This window comes from Rhodohalobacter sp., from assembly GCF_034521535.1.
Classification (GTDB): domain Bacteria; phylum Bacteroidota; class Rhodothermia; order Balneolales; family Balneolaceae; genus Rhodohalobacter.
This window is the reverse complement of record NZ_JAXHMF010000010.1, coordinates 1-26,280: the sequence shown is the minus strand read 5'-3', so window position 1 is coordinate 26,280 and position 26,280 is coordinate 1. Positions and strand designations below refer to the sequence as shown.

Below are 26,280 nucleotides of genomic sequence, written 5' to 3'. Positions count from 1 at the left end.
AAACTAAAAAGCCCTTCTCCAATGTTATTGAAGAAGGGCTTTATAGATATTGATGAGTTTTGAATTACTCCGGCTTATAAACCACCTCACCGTTGATAATCACTCCCTGAACGTTCGTCAGATACTCAAACGGATCACCGTCAAACATAGCGACATCCGCATCTTTGCCGCGCTCGAGTGTTCCCACCCGATCCGAAATTCCCAGAATCTCAGCGGCGCCGACTGTCAGAGCGTGAAGAGCGTTCTCCATTCCCAGCCCGTTCGCGGCGGCAATCCCGGCTTCGTAACGGACCACCCTTGTTTTGGGCACGTATCCCTCGTATCCGCTCTGGAAGGCGACCGGAATACCGGCCTCATGCAGTTTGGCTGCTGTATCAAAGCTGACGTTTTTCATCTCACCACCCGGCCGGGCCATTGTAGGATGAATAATGACCGGAACTCCCGACTCCTTAATCTCATCGATCATCAGGTAGGCTTCGGCAGCTCCTTCCAGAACCATTGGAAAGCCAAACTCCCGCTGAATCCGAAGAGCTGTATTGATATCCTGCGCGGTTTGAGCATACACCATTGCCGTAATGTTACCGTCGATCAGATCGGCCAAAACTTCAGATTTCAAATCCGTTCCGTTGGTTTCACCTTCTGCTCTTTTGGCTGAATAATCCTGAGCCTTGATCAGCTCCTGCCTTAAAACCGCAACAGCTTTTGATCGTGTTCCGGGCGAACTGAAATTTCGTCTCACTCCGGATCCCATGGTCATGGACAGCATGGTGGCATCCTGTATCAGAGCCTCATCCACGGTTGATCCGATAGGTTTAACAATCATCATCTGTCCGCTGATCACGGCTCCCGGACCATGGCCGGTCTGGATGGTTGTAATCCCGTGCTCCCTCAAATACTGAACCAGGAATTCACGCGCATTGTAGGAGTCGGAGGCACGCAGTTCCGGCTGAACTGCAGAGGATGTCTCCAGCTGATCCTGATCGTGCTCCTGGTTGTAATATCCGGCCAGGCCAACCACAGAACGTGCGTCGATGAGTCCGGGGGTAACCACTTTGGCCTCGTGCACTTCGTATCCGGACGGAATATTGATCCGATTGGCTGAACCAACCCTTTCAATCTTGCCATCCCTGATCAAGACCACGCCATTTGAAATGGCGTTGCCGTTCATGGTGTAAACCGTTTCACCTTTTACGGCGATCTGAGCATCTGCAGCGTCGGCAAAAAGGGACACCGAAAATATCATCACTGCCATGACAAGGCCTGAAAATTTCACTTTATTCTTCATTTCTTTCAATTTTTTGTTCATCATAATTCGGCCTCCTTAGTGGTGAGTGTGAAGTGTAGTTGCCCGGAAAATATCGTAACCGCCGGTAGCATATTTTCCCAGTTCGGGATCTTCACGGTCCCACTCTTTTTCTCCATCAATCCAGGTCTGCTCCACATGCGTATAAACGCTGAAAGGATCTCCCGAGAGAATGATAAAATCAGCATCCTTGCCGCTTTCCAATGAACCGACACGATGGTCAAGATCCAGCATTCTTGCACCGGCAAGCGTCAACGCCTCAAGAGCTTTCTCGCGACTCATTCCTTCTTTCACTGCCAATGCAGCCATCCGGAACAGAAAACGGGAATCTACAATCGGGTCGTCGGTATGAAACGCCACATCCGCGCCGGCTTTTTCCAATTCGCGTCCGTTGATATCAAAAATTTCAATCGTCTCCATCTTACCGCCCGGTGAATCCAAACCGATAATAGATGATCCGACCACATTTGAGTTGGCAATTTCATCAGCCACTTTCCACGCTTCACTCACATGCTGCAGAACCAGCCGGTAGCCAAACTCTTCAGAAAGGCGAATGGCCGTCAGAATATCATCATGACGATGTGTGTGGTTGTGAACAATGCGTTTTCCTTCCAGAACTTCAACCAGGGTTTCCATCTCCAGATCGCGCGCCGGCATTTTTTCAGGATCACCGTCGGCCTCTTCAATTTTTCTCTGATATTCCTGTGCCTTTAAATAGAGGGATCGAACCATCGCTGCAGATTTTGCACGGGTACCGGGTGATCCGTCTGAACGAAGCGGATTGGTTCCGTTGGCCATTTTCAGTCCGCCGTAAATACCGGTCTCTTCATCTACCATAATCAGCATCTCTTCGATCGTATTTTTCGGACTCGTTTTCACGTACACCGTCTGTCCGCTCATTAAATGTCCCGAACCCGGCATGATATTTACCGTGGTTAATCCGCCGGCAAGTGCCTTGTAAAAGGTTTTGCTTCTCGGATCTATCGTATCCATGATGCGGACATCCGGATGGAGCGTTGCGGATCGATCACCGCCATCTCCCTCTCCGATATGGGAATGGGTATCCACCAGTCCCGGCATGATTACTTTCCCGGAGGCATCCACGCGAACGGCATTTCGCGGGATCGAGACGGATCCCGCCTCACCTACAGCTTCAATTTTTCCATTTTGTACCACCAACACACCGTTGGAAATAACATCTCCCGCAATCGGGATGATCTCCGCACCTTCAAAAACATGCGGTCGATCTTGTGCTTGCAGGCTAATGGCCCACAGGCTCAACATCACACATACAGTAAGCAGTTTTCTCATAAATCTGACTCAGTTTGGTTTACGTTAACAAGATGAATTAACATAGTTATTCGGAGCCTGTTTGTAAAAAGAAATAAAGATTTTTTGCAGGCTTCAGGCTTCAGGCTTCAGGCTTCAGGCTTCAAAATGTAATTTATTATTACCGTCACTTCGAGCGAAATCCCGATAGCCTTTTATCGGGATGAAGTCGAGAAGTTAAATATCTGAATAAATAGGGCATGAATGGGCTGTTATCTGAAACCTTAAATAGGAGTACAGTTCGCCGGTTCGTGCAATGGGTTTTAGAAAGGTTATAAAAACAGAGGTGTGTTCAACGCTAGGTGAGGTGCGCACCTCAAAATTGCGAATTACTTCAAAATCCACATTTCCTTTAACACACCCCTCGTACAGTGAGCAATGCTCACGCATTCTCACCTTAACTTTTCCCCTCTCAAGAGGGGATTTTCAACAAACTTTCCTCTAAACTATTCTGATATTTTTGATCGGGAGAAAGATTCAGAGATGTGTTCTAGGCTAAAAGAATTCAGAAATCACCCCGGCGGAATGGCCTGTTTATAGCACTAAAACAAAGAAATAAATTTCCGCCGAATAGAGAGAGTAGTTTGAAGCTCCGAATGAAACAGAGGCGGTATTCACGCAGATCAAATTTTGCAGCGGAGCTGCGTGTTTGTCGTCGCGGAGCGGAGCACCGGGACGAGGGAAAGAACCACTCCTCTAAACTGTCTTGATGTTTTTGATCGGGAGTAAGATTCAGAGGTGTGTTTAAATCTGAAAGAATTCAGAAATCACCCCGGCGGGGTGATATGTGATTAGCCCTGGGTGAAACCCAGGATATATGAGCGGCGGTCAACATTCATCCGCCGAACAGAGAGCGTGGTGTGGCGCTCCGAATGGAATAGAGGCGGTATTACCGCCAATAGAATTTTGCAGCAGAGCTGCATGCTTGTCGTCGCGGAGCGGAGCTCCGGACGAGGGAATTCTCAAGACTCACATCTCATGACTCAAGACTATTTAACCGCATTCGCTATTTGATCTACAAAATCGAGCTTCTCCCAGGTGAACTCGTCGCGGCCAAAATGTCCGTACGCTGCGGTTTTCTTAAATACGGGTTTTTTCAGGTCCAGCCTTTTGATGATCCCTGCAGGGGTTAGATCAAACGTCTTCATGATCGCTTCGGCCAGCTTCATGTCGTCCACTTTTCCTGTACCATAGGTATTCACATTGATAGAAACGGGATCGGCAACTCCAATCGCGTAGGCTACCTGAACCAGGCACTCATCCGCGAGTTCTGCTGCTACAATATTTTTAGCGATGTGGCGAGTGGCATATGCAGCACTTCGGTCCACTTTTGATGCATCCTTACCTGAAAAAGCACCGCCGCCGTGTGCACCGCGTCCGCCATAGGTATCTACAATAATTTTTCTTCCCGTTAGACCCGTGTCACCGTGCGGACCGCCAATCACAAACTTGCCGGTTGGGTTCACGTGCAAAATGGTGTTGGCATCCATAAATTCTTCCGGTATTGCCTCTCCAATCAGATGCTTCTTGATATCCTGTTTGATCTGAGACTGCTCAACTCCCTCATCGTGCTGGGTAGAGATCACAATTGTGTCGATACGTTTCGGCTGCCGGTTTTCATCATACTCAACCGTTACCTGGCTCTTGCTATCCGGACCCAGATACGGCATCAGCGCTGTCTCTTTGCGAATGTGAGCCAGTTTGCGAAGCAGATCGTGAGAATACTGAAGCGTCATCGGCATATACTGCTCGGTCTCCCGGTTCGCATACCCAAACATCATTCCCTGGTCGCCGGCACCTTGCTCTTTCTCACCGGACTCATCAACACCCTGCGCAATATCAGGACTCTGCTGATGAATGGTGGTCAGCACTCCGCACGAGTCGGCATCAAACCTGTAGCTCGGTTTGGTATAGCCAATATCGCGTATTACTTCCCGAACCGTTTCCTGTACATCAACGTAAGAATCGGTTGTAACCTCGCCCGAAACAACGGCCAGTCCTGTCGTTACAAGGGTTTCAACGGCAACCCGTGAATTTGGGTCGTCCTTCAACATAGCGTCTAAAATTGCATCTGATATCTGGTCTGAAACTTTGTCCGGGTGCCCCTCTGATACCGATTCGGAAGTAAATAATCTTTTCATCAAAATTGTCTGTAGAAATTAATTCGTTGATTTAAAAGCGGATTGAAAGTACGAAAATTTTGTAAGGTTTTCACTCATTACAATTTTACTTATCCCCTGAAAAGAGATCTTTGTTATCTCCGGAACCGGAGTTACTGATTCCAAGATATTGATACGCCTTTGCGGCCGCCACACGACCTTTGGGCGTTCGCTGCATAAAACCCTCTTTAATTAAGAATGGTTCGTACACCTCCTCAATCGTCCCTTTATCTTCTCCTACGGCCACGCCAAGCGTGCTCAGCCCAACGGGTCCGCCACTATAGTTTTCAATAATCGCCTTCAAAATCCGGACATCCATATCATCAAGGCCGTTTTGATCCACATCCAACGCATTCAGTGCTTTATCGGCAATCTTGTCGTCAATCTCCGTCAGTCCGTCAACCTGTGCAAAGTCCCGGGTTCTCCTCAAAAGCTTGTTCACAATTCGCGGAGTCCCCCGACTCCGACGTGCAATTTCGTGCGCACCGGACTCCGTGATCCCAAAGTTGAGAATGTGGGCTGTCCGCAGAGCAATTCTCTGCAAAAGCTCTGTATCGTAGTAGTCGAGCCGCATATCGATTCCAAACCGGGCTCGCAGCGGAGCCGTCAACAGTCCTTTTCGTGTGGTTGCGCCGACTAGCGTAAAATGATTCAGGTCGATCTGAACACTGCGGGCATTCGGTCCCGAATCAATCACGATATCCAGCTTATAATCCTCCATCGCAGAATAGAGATACTCCTCAATAACCGGGTTGAGACGGTGAATTTCATCAATGAACAGAACATCACCCTTCTCCAGATTTGTCAGTAGCCCGGCCAGATCTCCCGGTTTCTCCAGTACGGGTCCGGTTGTCGGTTTGATCTGAACTCCCATCTCCGAAGCTACAATGTAGGCAAGCGTGGTTTTTCCCAATCCCGGAGGACCGGATAGAATAACATGATCGAGCGCTTCGTTTCTCTTTTTAGCGGCCTGAATAAATACATTCAGATTACTGATCACTTTTTGCTGACCAACAAATTCACTGAGGGACGAAGGCCGAAGGTTTTCTTCTACTGTAAAATCTTTTTCTTCAGGATCTAATAAAGGGTTTTGCAAAGCGAATCTTGTCTGATTTGTTTAAACTTAGGTAACATTATAATACTTATTTTGAACTGTAATTGCTTATCGCAACTGAGCTATGGCTAATTCATCACGTCTGCCGGGTATACTGTTAAAAAACTCTGCCAATGCAGATAAAAAAGCATCTGTTAATCAAAAAAAGAATGAAGTATTGAGTAATAAAGGATTAAATCCGGATGATCAACCCAGCGATCTAAAGATATTTGGCAAAGAGTATTTCATCAACTACGAGTTGAGCTGGCTGAAATTTAACTGGCGAGTTCTGCATGAAGCTCAAAATCCAAATAACCCCCTGCTTGAAAGAGTGAAGTTTATCGGCATCGTCTGTTCCAACCTGGATGAGTTTTACCAAAAGCGTGTTGGCGGACTGAAGCGGCAGTTTCATGCGGGTGTAAGAGAGCTCTCCCTGGATGGGCTCACCCCCAAGGAACAACTCACAGCCATACGGAAAGATATCGGCAAGATGATTCGGGCTTACCGCGACTGCTTTTTCAACGATCTGCTACCCGCCCTCCAAAAAGAAGGCATCAAAATCTTAAACTACAAAAAGCTGAATGATGAGCTGAAAGAGAAAGCTGACGACTACTTTTTAAAACAGCTCTACCCTATTATTACGCCTCTGGCTGTCGATGAAGCCCATCCATTCCCTTTTATTTCTAATAAAAGCCGCTCACTTGCCGTAAAACTAAAGGAAAAGAAATCCGACAAACATCACTTTGCAAGAGTTAAGGTACCTGCAAACAGACCCCGCTGGATTACACTTCAAAAAGATAAGAATGAAGTGATTTTACTCTCTACGAGCGACCTCATCAAACAGAAAATTTCCAGCTTTTTTCCCGGTATGGATATTGTTTCTGCGCACATTTTTCGCGTTACGCGCAACGCAGATATCGAACGGAATGAAGAAGAGGCTGATGATCTGCTTGAGCTTATTGAAGACGAACTCAGAGAGAGGCGTTTTGCAGAAATTGTACGGCTGGAAATTGATAAGGAGATGCCGGATGATGTGAAAAATTTCCTGCTCAATCAGTTAAAGATCCAAAAACACGATGTTTTTGAAATGGACGGTCCGCTAGGTCTCGCAGACGCAACTCAACTTTACGATATCGAAGGCTACAGTCATTTAAAAGATACTCCGTGGACGCCAACACTTCATCCTGTTTTCAAACACGAACTAGACGAAGAATTACCGGATATTTTTAATGCGATACGTGATGGGGATTTTATAGTCCATCATCCCTATCAAAGTTTTGAAACGTCCACCCAGCGATTTGTCGAAGAAGCCGCCAAAGATCCAAAAGTGCTTGCTATCAAACAGACACTGTACAGAACTTCCAGCGATTCGCCGGTGATGCACGCCCTGGTTCGAGCTGCCGAAGCCGATAAGCAGGTTGCTGTTTTGGTTGAACTGAAAGCACGTTTTGATGAAGAGCGCAATATTTCCTGGGCCCAAAAACTTGAAAAAGCCGGAGCCCATGTCTCATACGGAATTGCAGGGCTGAAAATTCACACCAAGCTCACCATTGTGGTACGAGAAGAGGACGATGGCTTGAGAAGATATCTGCATATCGGCACCGGTAACTATCACCCCGACACAGCACAGCTCTACGAAGACCTGGGATACTTTACCTGCCGGGAAGATCTGGCATCTGATGTAACGGATATATTCAATCTGCTTACTGGTTATGCGCCGGATCAGTCGTACCAAAAGATGCTTGTTGCTCCGAAACATATGCGACAGCGAATTACAGATCTGATTGATGGAGAAATTAAAGCTGCCAAAAATGGAAAGGAAGCACGCATTATAGGTAAAATGAATAATCTTGAAGATCCGTTAATTATTCAAAAGCTCTATGAAGCCTCGGAGGCTGGTGTTAAAATCGACCTGATTGTAAGAAGCGTCTGCAGATTAATTCCACAAAAAAAGGGACTAAGCGAAAACATACATGTTCACGCCGTAATCGGACGTTTTTTGGAACACTCCCGCTGCTACTACTTTCATTCCGAAGGTGAGGATAAATACTTTATTGGATCGGCAGATTGGATGCACCGCAATCTTGACGCGCGTGTCGAAGTTTTAGCTCCTATTGAAAACACCGCACTCAAAAAATATTTAAAGTTCTTTCTGAACCTAAATATGAAAGACAATCAACAGAGATGGGTACTCAAACCGAATGGCAAGTATAAAAAAGTAAAGCCCGGCAAGGATGAGGAAGAGCTTTCAATACATCGGTTCCTGATGAATCACGTAAAAGCAGGCAATCCGCCAATTCCCTGTTCAACATCCAAGTGACCTTAACCCGGAATATTCACCGAGAAATCATACAAACAAATCAATATTATAACCCTGGTAATATACTCCTTCGTGAATAATTCGGTTTATTTTTCAGGCGTTTCCGTATCTGCCTGAACCGGAGGTTCATTGTCTAATTCTTCATCAAGTTTATTTAAGAGGGATTGTGCAACATCCACATATCTGCCGTCGGATGTATAGGCGTTATAAACGGCTTCTCTTGCTTCTTCAAGCTTTTCCAAATTCAAGTAAGCGTTTCCTAAAAACCACCACGCTTTTTCCGTGAAAAATCTGTTCATCGCCTCTGTCTTGGCTACAGACTCAAAAAATACTTTCCGCCTGATCATAATCTGCCATGTTGTAGTACAGGATTCCAAGATTCAGCTCAATTCTAGCTTTCTGTTGAGGATCAGGATCCTGAAGCAAGCAATGCCCTGAATTTTCTTACGGCACCTTCCGAGTCGTCTTCGTAGGCAGATGCTAAGGCTCTGTTTATCTCAATATCCATCGTTTGCGAAACATCTCCTTCTGAACGCAGAATATCGGAACCCGACATTTCATTTAAGTCAATTTTTGAAATGGAGTCCGGATGGGAGATATCCGTATCACTTACTGAAAATAGCTGCAATCCAAAACTGATCAGCACCGCTGCAGCCGCTGCTAAAATCCAGCCTTTAGAACTCTTCCAGAAACTTTTGGGGGTGTCCTCTTCAGAATCCGATTGGATAGAATGGATATTAGACTGGGATGCCTTTTTCGCCAGATCTTTCAAATGTAATTCTGTTTCAAACCACTTGTAGTACTCAGGATTATCCACAAACTGAGCCCAAAGGTTCTCAACCTCTTCCTTAGAAAGATCTCCATCTATATAACGGGTAATTTCTCTGTAGATCTCTTTTTCTGACATTTCTCTTTATTTACTATTCGATAGCTCTGAATTTTCAAACACAGAATTCAGCTGTAAGAAACCGATTTTCAACAATCCTTACAGAATAAATTAACTTTTTAATAATGTTTTTCAGCACAGGAAGTTAACTGCTTAATAACTCTGTGCTTACGCTGCCACGCATTATTCAGTGAAATGTCAAATTTTTCGGCAACGTCTTTGGCATCCGCTTCAGGATACTTGAAAATGAAGTCTACCAGAGCGCGATAATGGGTTTTGAGCTGTTCAATACAGATTTTTAAAATTTTTGCCCTCTCATCATTAACCAGGTTCCATATCTGATTCTCATCCACATGCGGCTCCTCGCTCAGAACTTCATGGTCGTTAAAATCATCATCTCTCAATAGATTCAGATAGCTGTGCCTGGAAGCCTTCATCATATATTTTGCCAGGCCGCCCGGATTATCAATTACATCCATGCGGATTTTTGGAATCAAATATTCGAACATCTGCTGAACAGCATCCTCGGCATCATGAGGCGTGGCCCCCATGGTGGCAATCAGATATTTTTTTAAGATGATCAGCGAATCGGAACAAATCTCATTCACAGAATTGCTATCCCCATTCCGTAATGCATCTACAAGTTCAGAATAGTCCATACCCCATTTGGTTTTTGTTTAGAGATATGAAGATAACAGTTGGCAAGTTTTGAGCAAATTAGATTATACGTGTAAAAGCGTAGGTAAATAATGTTTCTCAATTCAAATCCTAAGACTCCACTAGCGAATCAGGTTTTTATTTCTGAAGCTTATGTACTGATCTCCCGCTATAATGATATGATCATCCAGTGGAATTCCAATATGTTTGCCGCTTTCAATAATGCGGTTCGTCAGGTTTATATCTGAAGCAGACTCTTTTGCATATCCGGATGGATGGTTATGAGCCACCAAAATCGAATTGGCCTGATTCAAAATAGCCTGACGCATCACCTCGGGAACATCCACAACCGTAGCCTTATTTCCGCCCTGACTAATTTTCTTATATCCGGTCAAAATTTTCGCATTGTTCAAAAACGCCACGTAAAACTCCTCGTGTGGAAGATCTCTCAAACGCGGAGCAAAAAAAGCGGCTGCATCATCCGGCGATGTAATTTTCACCTGGTCGCCAAGCGATGCCATTTGAATCCGCTTGGACAACTCAAATACAGACTCAAGCGTTAGCGCCTTCACTTTGGCAATTCCGGGAATCACCTTCAGCGACTGCCAGTTCTGCCGCGACAAATTCCTCAGGCCATCAAACCGATCCAGCAGCGCACGAGACGCATCGATCACGTTCATCCCTTTGGTTCCGGTTCGTAACAAAATGGCCAGCAGTTCGGCGTCGGAAAGAGAATCGGCCCCGTACTTGAGCAACTTCTCTCTTGGTTGTTCATCCGGCTGCATGTCCCGCACCGCTCTTCCAAAGTATTTTTTCGTATCAAATTCCTCTGTTTTCATCATCTCTTTTTATATGTAAGAGGGAAAAACAGAGAAATCCTTACAGAAAAAATTTAGAAATGTTGAATATCGAACGTCGAATATTGAATGATGAAGTAGGAAGAAGTCTGCTTAATCTTTATTGCTCGGGCCTAAAATCATGCTATGTTATAGTTGTACACTTCGACATTCGATATTCATTATTCAATATTCATCATTCCTCATCTTCCCGATACTCCAAAATATCACCCGGCTGGCACTCAAGTACTTCTAAAACCGCTTAAGTAATTTAGACCTTTCTTTCAGACTCACCCTATTTCCCTCTCTAACTAATAGAGAGGGATTTGTCGTCTAAATTACTTAAGCTCGATTACTTTTACTTTTGAGACAGTCTCAATTCTTGGAAAAAAATTCAAAGTATTTACATCGAACTCACGTTAAGTTGTGGGCGAACAATACTTCAACATTCGATATTCATGATTCGATATTCAATATTCATCAACCCTCATCTTCCCGAAACTCCAAAATATCTCCCGGCTGGCACTCGAGCGCCTCGCAAATTGCCTCAAGGGTAGAGAAGCGAATCGCCCGGGCCTTGCCGGTTTTCAGAATGGATAGGTTCGACATGGTAATATCGACCTTCTCGGAAAGTTCCGTCAGCGACATCTTTCGCTTGGCCAGCATTACGTCAAGGTTTACGATGATGGCCATGATTACACCGTCAATTTTTGTTCTTCATGCATAATAGAAGCCTGATTCAATATCTCAGCTATCACAAAACAGACCAATCCGGCAAAGAAGAAAGTAAAGTCAAACGGAGGTAAAACAGCTGTGATCTCATCCGTCATAACATGAGATTCAAAATAGAGTTTTACTCCCCACTCGAAAAGAAACCTGAGAGGTGCGGCTACAATCAAAAGGAAACCCACGATACGAATATCCGACCCGTTTTGAATCGTAAACGTATCCGTCATATGCATAGCATTTAGAACACGTTTCAGCACTGAAAAACCGTATAGCGCCAACCCGATTAATCCGATTTGAATTAGCCATAACAGTGTACGTAAAAACAATTCACCGTGGAGTGGCACATAACTCATTTTTACAGAACCTCCGGAGAATAGAAATGCCTGTTCGTCGGCTAAAATCTCTTTTAGATGATCAACTAAAAATGATGAATCCAAATAAACCGAGAATGTACCCCAAATCTCACCCCCTGAATAAATAAATATGCCAAGCATCAGAAATTGCCCCACTATTGTTACTAGCAGAACCGCCCAGATCAATTGAACTGCAAAGCGCAGAAAAGAGATAATCGACCAGCTTCCAAAAATTTTCATATCGTGAGCTCCTGTTCTTTTTGGAGTTTTACGCCTTGATCAAAACACCAGGCGATTACAAACAAAATAACACCAAATACGATGAGAGCTCCCGGAAGTGGCGAACCTGTATCCAGTGCAGATGCATTTCCAATGATGTATCCCGAGAATAAGTCCGGCCGTATCCATGTAAACCATCCCCACATTAAAAACGGGGCCATCAACACCAAAGATGCTGTTATGTATAAAGTTCGGGAATTTTTTCGATTGAAAAAGTCAGGTTTACGCAATCCTGATACAAACCGTCTCAAAAACCAAACAAAAATTAACGTGTAGATAGCTGTAAGTGCAAAAAAGAGAATATTTGAGCGTGCAAGTGAAATATATTGCTCACGCTCAAGCGGTATGGCAGGTGCGGCTAAACGAACCGGTAGAGTACCGGCAGGTTCGCTTACGGTTACTTTTTTAGTAACGATGCCTGCAAAATTACTTTCTGATGAACTAAGCTCTTCATCAATTTTATTAACCTCAACACGCACAGAGTCAGTAATGGGAATTTGATAAAGATTCCACGTGGAAGCGAAGTAATAATTCTCTGTATCTATGTCTTTTTCTTTATCTACAATTTGTTCAAAAAGAAAGTGGTCGGATAAAAAGTTCTGTGACCATCGGGAAGAATATTTTGTTGCCCCTTCGAAAGTATTATCCAAACCAACCAGGCCGGGCACAACAGAATAGTAGTAACCGCTAGCAATTATAATCGCTGATAATACAACAAGCGTAAGATTACAGGTCCAAACCAAGATTGAAAACTTATTCGGTAAACTCATATCCATTTATTTATTTAAAGAACATTTCGAATATCACCAATAATTTATTGATAAACAACAAATATTTACTCTTTATAGAAAATTCATACATCATTTAGTACTTACTGACGAACGGGCAAAAAGCTAAATCTTGATTTAAAATATCCGTCTAACCGCATGAAGCAGTCTGACGGAGGCATAAAAAAACCGGCAGACTCTTTCAAATCTGCCGGCTAATAAACTGTTTTTATAAATCTATACTAAACTTGCGTCTGGCCTCTCGCCAATCACATCATTCCGCCCCACCCATCAGCGGCTCGTTGATTGCACGGATACTGGAGTTGGGCAATCCTTCCGGATAGTGAGTTTTACTCAGGTCAAGTGCTTCAATTACCATTTTCAAGTGAAGCTCTTTGGAGTTTTCATAGAAGCTCTGAGCCGCTCCGGACAGCTTGGGTTTTCCGTGAAGCGGTTTATCGCTCACGCATAGCAGCGTTGCAAACGGTACCCGGTAGCGATAACCGTTGGTTGCCACCGTTGCCGACTCCATGTCCACCGCCAGACTCCGACTGATGTGAATCTGCTCTACCGCTCGTTTTTTGATAAACTCCCAGTTCCGGTTGGCCGTTGTATAAACCGTACCGAGCCGGTAGTCTCTTTCATATTTATCCATCACCTCTTTCAAATAAACATTCAACAGATGATTGGGTGTGATCGGGATGTTGAGTGGCAATATATCATCCAGAACCTTGTCTTCGCGCATAAAACCGGTTGCGAGTACAAAATCCCCGATCTCCTGATGATTTCGAAGTCCGCCGCAGTGTCCCACCATTACCATGGCATCCGGACGAAGCACGGAAACGTGATCAGAGATTGTTTTCGCATTTGATGGCCCTACTCCCATATTAATCAGCGTCACCCCTTTATTGTCGGGAAGTTTATGGTGATAGGCCGGCATCTGAACAGCCCTGTCCGGTTTCACACAGTCCGGATAGCGTGCATTAAAAACCTCCACGTGCATGTCGTAGTTGGTAAACAATATGTAGCGCTGAAAATCCTGAGGTTTTGTACCGGTGTAGTGTTCCAGCCTGTTCAGGGAAATATCAATCCGTTCCGGCGTAAACAGAAACAGTTTCTTCTGTGTGATATCCCACTCATCTTCGTCGGCGTTATCAAACAGATTTGGGTCGTTCATCTCAACACGAGGCCGTGATGGAAATACCTTAACATCCGCTCCCTTTTGCATCAATTTTTTCAGCTCACGGGTCAAATACCAGCGATAGGCATGTGGAAGAGCCATCTCTCCCGTTATGATAGGATTGTGCTCCGACCAGGATCGCTTAATCATCAGCTTCGGATAGTCTCCCTCATCATAGATTTTCTCCATCAAATCGCAGGCTTTATTCGCCAGATCATTGATTTCCTTTTCGTTGCTGATTGAGTCTTTCGTAATTTCTAGTCGTTTATCCATAAAAAAATTTACTGATGAGTAATTCGTTCAAATTTACCAAGCCCGAATGGGAACTGCTCAAAGATAAGAAACTCTTTGAAACTCCCATTTTTTCTCTTCACCAATTAGAATTAAATCCGGCCAGGCAGCAATCCTTGCATCCTTACTATGTTTTGAAAGCTCCGGAGTGGATCAACATGTTCCCGCTCACAAAAGACAATGAAATTGTACTGGTGGAGCAATACCGGGTTGGAGTGGATCAAACCACGCTGGAACTGCCGGGTGGAATGGTTGATGCGGGAGAATCACCACTGGAAGCTGCCAAACGCGAGCTGCTGGAAGAGACCGGATATAAATCAAATGAATGGGAGCTTATCGGGAAGACCAGCTCCAATCCCGCCATTTTGAACAATTTTACCCATCTGTATGTTGCTAAAGACTGTACGTATACCGGAAGCAATAATCCGGACGGGTCGGAAGACATTAAGGTTCATAAAATGCCTTTGAATGATTTTTTGGACCTCGTTCGGGACGGGACTGTTCACCACGCGATCGTACTTGCCGCTGTGGCTCAGTTTCTATTGAATGAGCGTAGCGAGTGACGGTCTACGGTCTACGGTCTACGGTCTACGGTCTACGGTCTACGGTCTACGGTCTACGGTCTACGGTCTACGGTCTACGGTCTACGGTCTACGAAAAAGCTGATTTATTTTTACTGACAAAATCAAACATACACTACTTAATTATTTGCCATCTTCTCTCTACTCCATACCCAATACTCGATACTTACTACTCAACACTCACAATTCAACGAAAGAACCCGATAGACAAACAGAGGCCTTTTTACTACCTTTCAGATCTCATTTATAAATCAGGAAATCATGATATCAAAGCGAGCTCAACAGCTATCACCATCGGAAACTTTAAAAATAACGGCACGTGCCAAAGAGCTGGCCAGGGAAGGTAAATCGGTCATCTCTCTCAGCGCCGGTGAACCCGATTTTAAAACTCCTGCCCATATCTGCAATGCAGCTATTGAGGCAATTACGGATGGATTTCACGGCTACACGATGAACACCGGAATGCCCGAACTTCGTGAGGCGATCAGCGCCAAACTAAAAAAAGACAATCGTTTTGAATTTGATCCCAATCAGATTGTCTGCTCCAACGGGGCAAAACAGTCCATAGGATTTACGCTGCTTGCCACAATCGATCCGGGTGATGAAGTTTTGATTCCCGCACCCTACTGGGTTTCGTACCCCGAAATGGTGAAAATGGCGGATGGGAAACCGGTGATTATCAACACCACATTTGACAACAACTATAAGCTGACTGCCGAGCAGCTCGAGGAGTCCATCACAGACAAAACAAAAGCCCTCATTCTCTGTTCACCGTCTAATCCTACCGGCGCCTGTTATTCTGAAGAGGAACTCACGGAGCTGGCCGACGTACTGAAAAAGCATCCTGATCTCCTGATCATATCAGATGAAATTTACGAATACATTGTTTTCGATCAGGATCACGTAAGCATTCTGAATGTGGCGCCTCAGTTAAAAGATCAAACGGTGATCATCAACGGATTTCTCAAAAGGTTTTGCAATGACCGGATGGAGACTGGGATATATGGCCGGACCCAAAGCGATTGCAGATGCTGTGGCAAAAATTCAGAGCCAGGAGACATCGGCCCCTTCATCCATTTCCCAAAAAGCCGGACTGGCTGCCTATACCGGAACTATGAAACCGATTCACGATATGCGAAAGGCGTTTAAGGAGCGTCGCGATTTTATAGTTGAAGAGTTGAATTCCATGAATGGCGTAGAGTGCTTCAAACCCTCCGGTGCTTTTTATGTGTTTCCGGATGTTCATCAACTGCTTGGCAAGGAAACTCCGGGCGGTAAAAAAATGGACACTACAACCGATCTTGCGCTTTACCTGCTTGAAGATCACGGAGTGGCAACTGTGCCGGGCGATGCATTTGGCGAACCGAACGGCCTTCGGCTCAGCTATGCGGCCTCAATGGAAAATTTGGAACAGGCGGTTATCAGATTGAAAAACGGTTTTGGTCTGCTAAAATAAATTCTGCCTGACAATCTTTACCGTAAAACGAAATTGGCACATTTTCTGCTGATGTTTACGGCAACTTATCAACAAAGAACTAATTAAAGATATGCCTACATACGAATACAAAAGAGAAGACGGATCGGTTTTTGAAGTTTTCCAAAGCATGAGCGACGATGCACTTGCAAGCTGCCCTGAAACCGGACAACCGGTGAAGAGAATTATTTCCGGTGGCGGCGGAGTGGTTTACAAAGGGACCGGCTTCTACAACACGGACTATAAAAATAAAACAGCGGCTCCGTCCTGCGAACCCGCTTCCGGCAGTACGTGTGCCTGTTCTGCAGAATCAGTTGAAAAATAACGTCATGGAAACTCCCAAGTCTGATAATCACCAAAAAGCGATTGAGCAATTTGTTCAGGTTTGGGGAGAGATGGCGTCAGCCTGGGGCATTAACCGCACCATGGCTCAAATACATGCGCTGCTGTACGCTGAGGGGGAACCTCTCGACACAGACACGATCATGGATCAGCTGAGCATCAGCCGGGGAAATGCCAATATGAACCTGCGAAATCTGATGCAGTGGAAGCTGGTTCAAAAAGTTCACTACAAAGGGCAGCGGAAGGATTACTTTTCGGCAGAACAGGAAGTCTGGACCATTGTATCTCGCATTGTTGAAGAGCGTCAAATGCGTGAAATTGAGCCTATAAAAGAGAATTTAGTAAGCACACTCTCCAATTTGGAGAATGTAGATGACCTTAATCAGGAAGAACGGGAATTTAAAGAGCGAATCGACAACATTGTCGAATTTCTCGAAATGTTTGATCGATTCACAAAAGCGCTCCTCCCCTACATCAACAAGAAAAATCTCACTTTTTTGAAGCATCTCGTCAAGCTTGCCGAAGCTCATCAGTCATTGAAGAGTGGAAATCAAAAATCGAAGGAAGAATCATAAAGAAATGGGTAAAACAACGAGAGAGATCGGGAATCATGGCGAGGATATTGCAGCAGCCTATCTGGAATCAAAAGACTGGTTGATCTTTGACCGCAACTATTTCTTCGAAAAAGCCGAGGTTGATCTTGTAGCGACTGACAGAAATTACATCGTTTTTGTTGAGGTTAAATATCGAACCAATACGCATTTCGGTGAGCCTGAAGATTTCATCACCCCTAAAAAGGAAGAGAACATTCGCAAAGCCTCCGAAGCATGGCTTTATGAACGAAAGATGGAAACAGCCGTTGCTCGTTTTGATGTCATTTCCATTACCCAAAAAGGAAACAGCGCCCCGAACATCAAACATTTCAAAGACGTATTCCGATAAGACTCATCTATTTGTTTGTCGTACAGCTATTTCATTACATTGATTTGAAACAGCTCAAAAACAAATCTTAAATGACAGACAGAAAAAAACGGCTCACTATCACAGAATACATACGAAGTATTTTATCCATACTCGTTTTCTTTTTGATGCTTCTTCTGGCAACGCCTGTTATTCTGTTTCTGCTGATCATTTCATTCGGAAAGATGAGCAACTTTGTTGTTGAGCAGATCGCTCCATTTATTGTCAAACCGGCTTTTTGGGTAGCGGGAATTGATTTTCAAATCAAAATGCACTGTGATGAAATTCACTATCCCGCCGTCTATATTATCAATCACAGTTCTACACTGGATATACTGACAATTCTTGCGCTTGGGTTACCCAAAGTTCGTTTTGTAGCCAAGTGGCAGCTCCAGTACAATCCAATATTCTTCTTATTGGGAAGGTTAACCGGGCAGGTTTTTATACGCCGTGAAAAATCAGACAAAGCCGTACAGACCTTAAAAAGAAATGTAGATCGAATAAAAGAGAAAGGATTGACGGTGATGCTGGCTCCTGAAGGATCAAGAAAACATCCGGGGATTATCGGTCCATTCAAAAAAGGGCCATTCAGAATGGCGATGGATTTAAATTACCCAATCGTGCCAATCTATTTTGAAGGTAACAGAGAGTTAAGTGAAGGCGGGTTTCTATTTACCCATACCGGAAAGGCAACAGCTCACATACACGAACCTATTTCAACTAATGATTGGAGTTTGAATAATATTGATGAAAAAATTGAGAGAGTCAGGAACCTCTATTTGAAATGGGCGGGCGTAACAGAGGAAGAGAATTCGGTATTAAAAAAGCACTCTTTAAAGTAAGAGTGCTTTAAAATCGGTTTACTTTTCTCTGTAAAAGTAGATCTTTTTGTTGTTGGCGTCTTTACCGCTTTTAATTTTCACGTTGTGTTCCTGGTTGTACTGGTAAACAGCTGTGCGCATTGAGTTTACACTTTTTTCGTTTGTGTAACTTACTTCAACTGCCTGACCGCCGGGCTCAAGTTTATCAAGAGCATCCATCAACGGTTTAAATTTTGAAGATCTTCTTTTACTGGACTGAACCTGAGAACGTTTGACAAATTTTATATCCATTACGATTTATTTGTTAGTTATTAAATCATCACTTTAATATAAAAAAGCTTTATACATTTGGCGCAATAAATAAATAATTTTTACAATCAATTCAATATTCCAATCCATCATTTTGATATTAACATTTATATACAATTCTCTAAATTGTTTTTATTTAATAATTTCGCTGATGACAAAATTATTTTCAATACTTAAATATAAAGTTATCCGATTTTGACTATTTTCTTATTTACTAACAGAGGACTTTGCAGCACCAGGGATTTTGGTAAAGTTCAAGGCCGGAGGAAAATTGAAACCGCAGATATTGTTCATATGTAAGGTTTTCAAGAGAACGATAACGCAAAAATTGGGCAAATAACCGATTCTGCTAAGCCCTCTAACAACTATTCAACCTGATATCATGCTTGATACAACCCGACAAAATTATAAACTCATAGCGATATTCATCTCTACACTCGCTGCAGGAATTCCTCTGTGGACTCAAACAGACCGTGCGGTTGATTTTACCGAAATCTCATTTCTGATCTCTTGGGGGCTTTTGGGTATAATCGCTTCATTTGTCACGTTGTTTGTGGTCAACCTTAAGTCAAAGGATATGATATCCAGCTTTATTATCGGATACATGCTCGCTGTAATTACCTACTTTGTAAGTCGTATTCTCATCTCCAATATGATTCATAGCCAGTTTCTTCTTTCTATGGTGCTTGCCATTGGGTTTGGTATTTTTACAGGTTGGTTTGGAACGTTCACATGGGGAAGGGTGAAAAAGAAAAAGAAAACCAAGACGAAGGGGAAGTGACAATAGAGCCGCGCCCCTATATAAATCTCATCGTTCGCTAATCATCTTAGGACATCCCTCATAAAGGGAATTCCTATTACATCTAAGAACTAACTTAATTTAGTACCTGATCTGGCTCAATTCTGAATGCATTTACCTTTGAATATCGACAATAGCATAAATTTTGTAACTATCTTTATTCGTACGGCTAATCATATCTATTCTTAATGAACCAAAAGGCTGAAAGCCTGATATAATCAACCTCAGCCCGGGACAACGTCCCGGGTCAATAGGTTCAACAGAACAGACAGCAGGCTGTAAGCCTGCAACAGGTGGAGTAATGCGGTAGCTGCATAATCTCTTTAGTTGACTCACCGCCTTCATTAAACGCTGCAAACACAGCCAATCATGAATTTCCCATCAGATCATGAGAAACCCAAGCTGTGTACCATGCCTACGGCATTCTCTACCAACCCGCTATCCATTACTACCACAGGTTGAAACCTGTGGCTATGATGTTTAATCATGGCTACGCCATTTGGTTTATAACAATACAGCTCCAGAAAACCGGTATCCTTTAGTTTTATTTAGTATGCATTAAAATTCAGTAGACCAGTGTTTATTCGGTCGTAGTTTTTGGTTCGAACAAGTGTCGTCAGACACGACCAACACACTAGCCCCACAATTCATTGTGGGGTTTCATGTTATCGATAACCCATTCGAAAGTGCCGTAGGCATGACCCAAAATTTAATTTTTATTTCTAAAGGTCAGATAAATTATTCCCTTCCTATGCATGTTGCACCCCTGGCGTCATTTTAAATAACATCCCTAATGCAAGCCGTCACCATGTATACACCTACACCCAAACCACTAATTTCTAATGTTACCGGTTTTTAATTTAGATTAGATTTTATTAATATAAGTATGGATTCAAGATAATTGGTAACAAAAACCAATTTCTTGACTCTTAATAACAAATGATGTGTTGAAATAGCTATAACCACTCACGCTAATATAACTCGCATGAGCTCTACCACTAAAAAAGATATGATCTACTACAGTATCGTAATTGCTGTAATTACTCCACTTATCTACGGCCTAACTTTGTGGTTGAATTGGCCGCTGCTTGCAACATTGGTATTTGGCGGGGCACTATTTATTCATCTCCTCTATATGTCGAAGCAGAGCAAAGATTTTTTTTTCCGAATCAAACAGGGTGGATTTAGCCTAAATTCGGTTTCAGGTAAGTTTAGCTCACTGTTAGGTCCTTCCGCTGAAAAAAATGAATCGGAGACGTAATTTTTTTTAGTCTTTGATCCAGTTCCTAACCCAATTCGCCTCCACCTTAGATACTTTCCGGGAAAGAATTTTCGTGAAAAGTATAGCCTTATGAGTAGCCACTGTGTAAAGAACGCCAAAACCAATCAGAATAACAGCCTGGATGGATACGTTCAAATGCATTGTTGAATAGGCCATCCCGATTATAATCAGATTTATCATCCAAAAGAGAAAAGAGATCTGATTTTTATCCATTCCGAGTCTGCCGTATAGATTCACTAAAAAGTATCCACTTCTTTTATCCTCAATCTGCAATCCTTTTCTGCTTATAAGATCTGCAGCCCAAATAACCATCGGGATGATCAACAGTGACAATATTAAACCCATACCATTCACCAGGTGAATTTCTTCTCCGGCAACCATTGAGTTTGCCAGCAAGAATTCCATCATCAGAAATGCGATAACAAATCCCATACTGCTCCAGCCAAATTTACCCAGCTTGGCAGACTTTAGATTTGTTCTGCACATCATATATCCAATAATGGAAGCCGAGACGATAAAGGAAAACAGTGCCATATTAAAGAAGCCGGCTGCCCAAAACCAAATTCCAAGAACGCTTGTGATTATAATCGCAATTCCACCCGCCATTTCAGGTACTCTCGATATATATTTAAATAAGAACGCGATCAAAGTGAAGATACCGGATAAGAACAGTACAGAGAAGTATATTGAGTAACCTTCAAATCCCATCAGGCCTAAAAAGCCACCAACCTCACCACTGACTCCAACAATCAAAACGGCTGCAGCTGAAAATTGAATACCAATTCTTACTAAAGATGTAGCAAAACCTTTGCCGGCCACATATCCGGACACCAGGAATAGAGCTAATGAAGCGAAGAAATATGGATGAAAGGTGTGTATATCATTTACGCTCCAGAGTTGAAAAGACAGGATCACAGCTAACATTATCCCTAAACCGGCAGCCACTCTATTCCCTGAATTTTGTCCCTCGCTCAAGTCATCTTTCAAATCAGAAGTCTTATTCGCAATCGAATTTAATACCGGTACCAGCAAAGAGGCTAATAAAAAAGCCATTATCACCGCCGGGAGTACTAAATATAGTTCGTTCGTCAACATTAAAATTACCCCTATAAAATTTACCCTGTATTCTCTCTAATACAGCTTATTATTGTAAAGCATATATCCTGTATAAAAAACTTTCCGCTCCTTATTCAGGACTAAGTATTTAACAATAATTTACGCAATTTAAAAGCTAATACTTACGTAAATATGCCTAATAAGAGCCTATAGCGATTAGAATATATTAACAGAGAGGCTAAGTCGATTCACGCAGTGTGCTTATTTACCGGATTGAGTATGAGTATCAAGCTGATCTTGAAGAAAACCCATATTTCTCAATTCATCCTTAAACGTGTACGTAGGAACAATTTCCTGAAGGGAGTTTCTCAGCGAAGAGGTTGCATTCTTCTCAATCAAATTGAAAAGATTTGTAATCTTCATCTCAAGCTCCAGCTTCGTCAATTTGCGACTGCAAATCGCTTTAAAAATCTCAATATGATCCGTTTTCAGTACTCCTTCTTCGGCATTTAAAAGCTCCTCAAACAGCTTCTCTCCGGGACGTAAGCCGGTTACCTTTATATCTATATCTTTTTCAGGTTCTAACCCATGCAATCGAATTAGGTCGTATGCCATGTCGAGAATCTTCACAGGTTCTCCCATATCGAGTACAAACACTTCGCCTCCCTCACCCATAGAGCCGGCCTGCATTACAAGCAGCACAGCCTCAGGTATGGTCATGAAGTATCTCTTCATTTTCTTATCAGTAAGTGTAATGGGGCCACCATTCTTGATTTGCTCCATAAAGAGAGGCACTACAGATCCCCTGGAACCCAGAACATTACCAAATCGTACGGATATGAATTTAGTGACACACTCCCCATTGAACGACATGCATATCTCTTCAGCAACGCGTTTTGTTGCTCCCATAACGTTCGTGGGGTTGACCGCTTTATCGGTAGAGATCATAACAAATTTATCTACCATATATTTACAAGCAAGCTCTGCCAGATTATGTGTCCCCCCGATATTAACCTTAACAGCTTCCTCCGGATAGCTTTCCAACATAGGGACGTGTTTATAGGCAGCGGCATGAAAAATCACATCCGGCCTGTAGTAATTCAATATTCGGTTCATTTTGTGCTCGTCGGTTACACTGGCCACACAAGGAATTAAATTAACACCGGTATGTTTTAACTCATTCTCAACATGAAATAGCTCCGTTTCATCAACATCCAAAGCAATAATCAGAGACGGATTTAGCTTAATACATTGCCTTACCAGTTCACTCCCGATAGAACCACCCGCGCCAGTCACAAGAACCGTCTTATCCTTAATACTGGCCGTAATCGACTCCATATCCAGGGTTACGGGATCCCTTCCCAAAATATCCTCAATGCTGATATCCCGAATATTTTTAATTCCAACAGGATCGTCCGTCAAGTGATGGAAAGATGGCAGTATCTTGATCTCCATCTTCGGGCGAAGTTCTTTTACCCGGTCAATAATCTCTCTTAACTCTTTTTTAGGCAGTTCCGGATAGGCAACAATCAGTATTTCAACCGGGCTGGACTCAAGATATCTGTACATCTCAGGAATCCCTCCCCGGCAGTGTACACCATGAATCATCACTCCCGGTACACTCCTCTCGTCAAATATAGCGTTCACAAAGAGATCCCAGCTGCTATTTCTCTTTATATCCCTTAAGATCTGCTCGCCCTCGGTACCTCCGCCTAAGACAATCGCATGCTTTTTATCCTTACCGGGAAGATCAATCAGCTCTATAACGACGCGTTTACTGATTCTAAATGCACCAATCAGCAAAATGCTATTTGCCAATACCAAAGCCATATAATTTAGTTCGGTATGGCCCGGCTCCCATAAAATGTTTGATATGACAACCGTAAAAAGTCCACCGGCAGTTATTCCTAAAATAAGGCGCATCAGCTCCCTTAATCCCGTATAGCGCCAAGTAACCACATACATTTTAAACAGACCTAACCCTACAAGAATAGAACCGGTCATCAGCAGGGAGTAGCCGACTACAAAAGAAAATTGCTCTTCTAAAACTGTAAACAGTAGCTGGTAAGCGATGGCACAGGATAGGAGAACTCCAATCATGTCGCCTGTGAGTAACACTGCCCCACGGGTGTATTTATTCAGAAACTTATATTTTCTGCTTGATTCTTTGAACTTCATTATTTCCTACTCTCATTCACTATTTAAAAACGAACTAACTGATGAAACAAAAATAATTCATACCCCTAATTTTCAAATTTACTGATTAGGCTTTTCCACCTAAGTTCCCAAATTGGTTCAGTAATCTATCCAATTAAGATTAAAAGTCTGATTACAATCTCTTAATCATAATTACTTCACTCACATTGCGCTGCCTTTCAACAACTTCTTTACATTTTCGATTACAAAAATCTTCTCCTCATCGGTAAGATTGCTTCCTGATGGCAGGCAAAGGCCGTGTTCAAACAGAAACTCAGACACTCCGTTACTGTACATTACATTGTCTTTATAGTACGGCTGAAGGTGCATCGGTTTCCATAGCGGCCGGCTTTCAATATTCTTCTTTTCAAGACTCACTCTGATATCTTCCCTGCTCAACCCACCTGTTTGTTCGGGGTTTACCAAAATCGTAGTCAGCCATCTGTTGCTGTAGTACCCATCCGGTTCGTTCAGAAAATAAAATCCTGACCCGTCCCTATCATCATCCTGAGAAAAGCTTGTGCCATCTCCGTTGTACCACGCTCCATTCAGACTTTCAAAGTATTGCTGATGCAAAGATCGTCTCGCCTCCACACGATCATCCAAAACCTTCATCTGCCCCCTGCCAATTCCCGCCACAATGTTACTCATTCGATAGTTATAACCGAGCTCGGAGTGTTGATAGTGAGGGGCATCGTCCCGCGCCTGGGTTGCTAAGAACCGTGCTTTTTGGATTAGTTCTTCATCGTCACTCAACAGCGCTCCTCCGCCTGAGGTCGTGATAATTTTATTCCCGTTAAAAGATAGAACTGACATTTTACCAAACGTGCCGCACTTTCTTCCATTTATGGATGAACCCAGAGCTTCAGCAGAATCTTCAATGACCGGCACCCCGTATTTTGAAGCAACCTCTAATATCCTCTCCATTTTTGCAGGCATTCCATACAAATGAACCACAACAATCGCCTTTACCTTATCGCCTCTTTCTCTCAGGGCTTTTTCCAAAAGTTCCGGATCCATATTCCAGGTTTCAGGCTCTGAATCGATAAAAACCGGTTCCGCACCCTGATATTTAATAGGATTGGCCGTTGCTGCAAATGTGAATGACTGGCAGATCACCTCATCCCCCGGCTGAACACCACAGAGAATCAGCCCCAGATGAATGGCAGCTGTCCCCGATGTAACCACTGCAGCGTGTTTTCTCCCGGTATAATTCTGCAAATCCTGTTCAAAGCCGTTTACATTAGCACCGAGCGGAGCGATCCAGTTTGTATCAAAGGCTTCCTGTACAAAGTCAATTTCTTGTCCCCCCATATGAGGTGATGAAAGATAAATTCTATCCAAAGCAGGTTTTTGTATTACGATTAAGTACCTAATGAAAAATAGCTACAATTTTGTCACTATCAATGCAGATTAAGAGTAAGTTCATGAACATTACACCTTTCTAATTATCCCGAAAAATCCTCTGATTTCGGTTTTCTTTTTATAGATTTGTTCTCTATTAGATTAAGCGCAATCCACGGAGAGATACCACCAATTATTAAAGACATATTTATGAAAAGCATTATTTATGCAGCTATTTTTACAATCATTACCACTCTGTTTTCTGTTTTTACGGTAAATATTGCTTTCGGGCAGGGAGTTCAAATAGGGATTTCGGCGGGAGCGAATGTTAGTTCCCACCTCAAAAACTTTCAGTTTCAGGAAGGAGACATCAATCTGGACTTCAATCCCGGTACAAAAATGGGCTTAAATGGGGGACTCATTTTAAGAGTACCTATCAATAAATCACTCCGGTTCCAAGCTGAACCGTCCATCGCCAGGATTGGAGCGAAGTATGACGACAGCTTCGAATTGCGCGGATTCAACTTTCAATCCGACAGCAAAACAGACCTACTGTACATTCAGCTGCCCTTGCTTCTACAGTTAAGCACCACACCGCCCGAGCGCACTGTTTACGGACGCCAAAGAGCAGAGACTACCTACCACCTTACGGGCGGCTTTTATGGCGGCTACCTGCTCGATGCCACATTTAGCGGCACAAACAGCGGTGCCCCGATCGGAATCCAGTTTCAGGGAGATTTTTCTGAAGATGTGATCGATCAGTACAAAACCTATGACGGCGGACTGATTTTAGGCGGCGGGCTTGAGCATGGAGCCAAATCAAAGATCGGTCTGGAAGTAAGGGCATTCTTTTCGATAACCGACTCCGGCAATCGCGAAGTTCTTAGAGGTCTTTAAGCCGCAGAATATGGGAGTTACGATGGCGGTTTATTAT

The 26,280-nt window shown here is 43.4% G+C and carries 25 protein-coding genes and 1 pseudogene; 10 read left to right on the top strand and 16 right to left on the bottom strand.

Features of this window, described 5'->3' with window-relative positions:
- Window positions 1-64 precede the first annotated feature (64 nt).
- The 4 genes from U5K35_RS18445 to ruvB all read right to left on the bottom strand — a co-directional run bounded on the left by U5K35_RS18445 (window position 65) and on the right by ruvB (window position 5,887).
- Window positions 65-1,309, bottom strand: a complete 1,245-nt coding sequence (locus tag U5K35_RS18445; RefSeq protein WP_322572994.1) for an amidohydrolase family protein — start codon at window positions 1,307-1,309, stop codon at window positions 65-67.
- Window positions 1,310-1,321: 12 nt separating this feature from the next.
- Window positions 1,322-2,614: an amidohydrolase family protein gene (locus U5K35_RS18440; RefSeq protein WP_322572993.1), complete on the bottom strand. Its 1,293-nt coding sequence runs from the start codon at window positions 2,612-2,614 to the stop codon at window positions 1,322-1,324.
- Between the two features lie 1,007 nt (window positions 2,615-3,621).
- The gene (gene metK, locus U5K35_RS18435; RefSeq protein ID WP_322572992.1) at window positions 3,622-4,773 is read right to left on the bottom strand and encodes a methionine adenosyltransferase; all 1,152 of its coding nucleotides are present in this window, start codon (window positions 4,771-4,773) and stop codon (window positions 3,622-3,624) included.
- 85 nt (window positions 4,774-4,858) lie between these two features.
- Window positions 4,859-5,887 carry a Holliday junction branch migration DNA helicase RuvB gene (ruvB, locus tag U5K35_RS18430; protein WP_322572991.1) on the bottom strand — a complete coding sequence of 343 codons (1,029 nt, stop codon included), beginning with the start codon at window positions 5,885-5,887 and terminating at the stop codon, window positions 4,859-4,861.
- Between the two features lie 82 nt (window positions 5,888-5,969).
- On the opposite strand from ruvB, the gene ppk1 reads away from it, so the two are divergent.
- A complete protein-coding gene (gene ppk1, locus U5K35_RS18425) occupies window positions 5,970-8,204 on the top strand; it encodes a polyphosphate kinase 1 (RefSeq protein WP_322572990.1) in 2,235 nt (744 codons plus the stop codon).
- A gap of 86 nt (window positions 8,205-8,290) precedes the next feature.
- Here ppk1 and U5K35_RS18420 read toward each other — a convergent pair whose 3' ends face one another.
- The 8 genes from U5K35_RS18420 to U5K35_RS18385 all read right to left on the bottom strand — a co-directional run bounded on the left by U5K35_RS18420 (window position 8,291) and on the right by U5K35_RS18385 (window position 14,164).
- A complete protein-coding gene (locus U5K35_RS18420; RefSeq protein ID WP_322572989.1) occupies window positions 8,291-8,551 on the bottom strand; it encodes a hypothetical protein in 261 nt (86 codons plus the stop codon).
- A 62-nt stretch (window positions 8,552-8,613) separates the two neighbouring features.
- Window positions 8,614-9,111: a hypothetical protein gene (locus U5K35_RS18415; protein WP_322572988.1), complete on the bottom strand. Its 498-nt coding sequence runs from the start codon at window positions 9,109-9,111 to the stop codon at window positions 8,614-8,616.
- Between the two features lie 98 nt (window positions 9,112-9,209).
- Window positions 9,210-9,749, bottom strand: coding sequence for a sigma-70 family RNA polymerase sigma factor (locus U5K35_RS18410; RefSeq protein ID WP_322572987.1), 540 nt, complete (start codon window positions 9,747-9,749; stop codon window positions 9,210-9,212).
- 120 nt (window positions 9,750-9,869) lie between these two features.
- Window positions 9,870-10,589 (bottom strand): RadC family protein, encoded by a 720-nt coding sequence (gene radC, locus U5K35_RS18405; protein ID WP_322572986.1) that lies wholly within the window; start codon window positions 10,587-10,589, stop codon window positions 9,870-9,872.
- Window positions 10,590-11,063: 474 nt separating this feature from the next.
- The gene (locus tag U5K35_RS18400) at window positions 11,064-11,276 is read right to left on the bottom strand and encodes a helix-turn-helix transcriptional regulator (RefSeq protein ID WP_322572985.1); all 213 of its coding nucleotides are present in this window, start codon (window positions 11,274-11,276) and stop codon (window positions 11,064-11,066) included.
- A gap of 2 nt (window positions 11,277-11,278) precedes the next feature.
- Window positions 11,279-11,905: a DUF2975 domain-containing protein gene (locus tag U5K35_RS18395; RefSeq protein WP_322572984.1), complete on the bottom strand. Its 627-nt coding sequence runs from the start codon at window positions 11,903-11,905 to the stop codon at window positions 11,279-11,281.
- Window positions 11,902-12,714 carry a DUF2975 domain-containing protein gene (locus U5K35_RS18390; RefSeq protein WP_322572983.1) on the bottom strand — a complete coding sequence of 271 codons (813 nt, stop codon included), beginning with the start codon at window positions 12,712-12,714 and terminating at the stop codon, window positions 11,902-11,904. Before U5K35_RS18390 ends, U5K35_RS18395 begins: the two co-directional genes overlap by 4 nt.
- Window positions 12,715-12,985: 271 nt before the next feature.
- A complete protein-coding gene (locus U5K35_RS18385) occupies window positions 12,986-14,164 on the bottom strand; it encodes an AMP nucleosidase (protein ID WP_322572982.1) in 1,179 nt (392 codons plus the stop codon).
- Window positions 14,165-14,178: 14 nt separating this feature from the next.
- On the opposite strand from U5K35_RS18385, the gene U5K35_RS18380 reads away from it, so the two are divergent.
- The 6 genes and pseudogenes from U5K35_RS18380 (at window position 14,179) to U5K35_RS18350 (ending at window position 18,381) form a co-directional block, all read left to right on the top strand.
- Window positions 14,179-14,745 carry an NUDIX hydrolase gene (locus tag U5K35_RS18380; RefSeq protein ID WP_322572981.1) on the top strand — a complete coding sequence of 189 codons (567 nt, stop codon included), beginning with the start codon at window positions 14,179-14,181 and terminating at the stop codon, window positions 14,743-14,745.
- A gap of 264 nt (window positions 14,746-15,009) precedes the next feature.
- Window positions 15,010-16,219: pseudogene (locus U5K35_RS19870) on the top strand (pyridoxal phosphate-dependent aminotransferase).
- A gap of 91 nt (window positions 16,220-16,310) precedes the next feature.
- A complete protein-coding gene (locus U5K35_RS18365) occupies window positions 16,311-16,562 on the top strand; it encodes an FmdB family zinc ribbon protein (RefSeq protein WP_322572979.1) in 252 nt (83 codons plus the stop codon).
- Window positions 16,563-16,566: 4 nt separating this feature from the next.
- The gene (locus U5K35_RS18360; protein ID WP_322572978.1) at window positions 16,567-17,154 is read left to right on the top strand and encodes a hypothetical protein; all 588 of its coding nucleotides are present in this window, start codon (window positions 16,567-16,569) and stop codon (window positions 17,152-17,154) included.
- Between the two features lie 4 nt (window positions 17,155-17,158).
- The gene (locus U5K35_RS18355; RefSeq protein ID WP_322572977.1) at window positions 17,159-17,521 is read left to right on the top strand and encodes a YraN family protein; all 363 of its coding nucleotides are present in this window, start codon (window positions 17,159-17,161) and stop codon (window positions 17,519-17,521) included.
- 71 nt (window positions 17,522-17,592) lie between these two features.
- Entirely contained in the window at window positions 17,593-18,381 is a 789-nt protein-coding gene (locus U5K35_RS18350) for a lysophospholipid acyltransferase family protein (RefSeq protein WP_322572976.1), read from the top strand.
- An 18-nt stretch (window positions 18,382-18,399) separates the two neighbouring features.
- On the opposite strand, the gene U5K35_RS18345 is transcribed toward U5K35_RS18350, so the two are convergent.
- Window positions 18,400-18,651 (bottom strand): hypothetical protein, encoded by a 252-nt coding sequence (locus U5K35_RS18345; protein ID WP_322572975.1) that lies wholly within the window; start codon window positions 18,649-18,651, stop codon window positions 18,400-18,402.
- 400 nt (window positions 18,652-19,051) lie between these two features.
- Here U5K35_RS18345 and U5K35_RS18340 point away from each other — a divergent pair, with 400 nt between their 5' ends.
- Both U5K35_RS18340 and U5K35_RS18335 read left to right on the top strand, forming a co-directional pair.
- Window positions 19,052-19,450 (top strand): hypothetical protein, encoded by a 399-nt coding sequence (locus tag U5K35_RS18340; RefSeq protein ID WP_322572974.1) that lies wholly within the window; start codon window positions 19,052-19,054, stop codon window positions 19,448-19,450.
- 1,003 nt (window positions 19,451-20,453) lie between these two features.
- Window positions 20,454-20,729 (top strand): hypothetical protein, encoded by a 276-nt coding sequence (locus tag U5K35_RS18335; protein WP_322572973.1) that lies wholly within the window; start codon window positions 20,454-20,456, stop codon window positions 20,727-20,729.
- Between the two features lie 6 nt (window positions 20,730-20,735).
- On the opposite strand, the gene U5K35_RS18330 is transcribed toward U5K35_RS18335, so the two are convergent.
- The 3 genes from U5K35_RS18330 to U5K35_RS18320 form a co-directional block, all read right to left on the bottom strand.
- Window positions 20,736-21,803, bottom strand: a complete 1,068-nt coding sequence (locus U5K35_RS18330) for a hypothetical protein (protein ID WP_322572972.1) — start codon at window positions 21,801-21,803, stop codon at window positions 20,736-20,738.
- Between the two features lie 264 nt (window positions 21,804-22,067).
- Entirely contained in the window at window positions 22,068-23,984 is a 1,917-nt protein-coding gene (locus tag U5K35_RS18325) for a nucleoside-diphosphate sugar epimerase/dehydratase (protein ID WP_322572971.1), read from the bottom strand.
- A 180-nt stretch (window positions 23,985-24,164) separates the two neighbouring features.
- Window positions 24,165-25,316 carry a DegT/DnrJ/EryC1/StrS family aminotransferase gene (locus U5K35_RS18320; RefSeq protein ID WP_416221676.1) on the bottom strand — a complete coding sequence of 384 codons (1,152 nt, stop codon included), beginning with the start codon at window positions 25,314-25,316 and terminating at the stop codon, window positions 24,165-24,167.
- 240 nt (window positions 25,317-25,556) lie between these two features.
- Here U5K35_RS18320 and U5K35_RS18315 point away from each other — a divergent pair, with 240 nt between their 5' ends.
- Window positions 25,557-26,243, top strand: coding sequence for an outer membrane beta-barrel protein (locus U5K35_RS18315; protein ID WP_322572969.1), 687 nt, complete (start codon window positions 25,557-25,559; stop codon window positions 26,241-26,243).
- The last annotated feature ends 37 nt before the right edge of the window (window positions 26,244-26,280 follow it).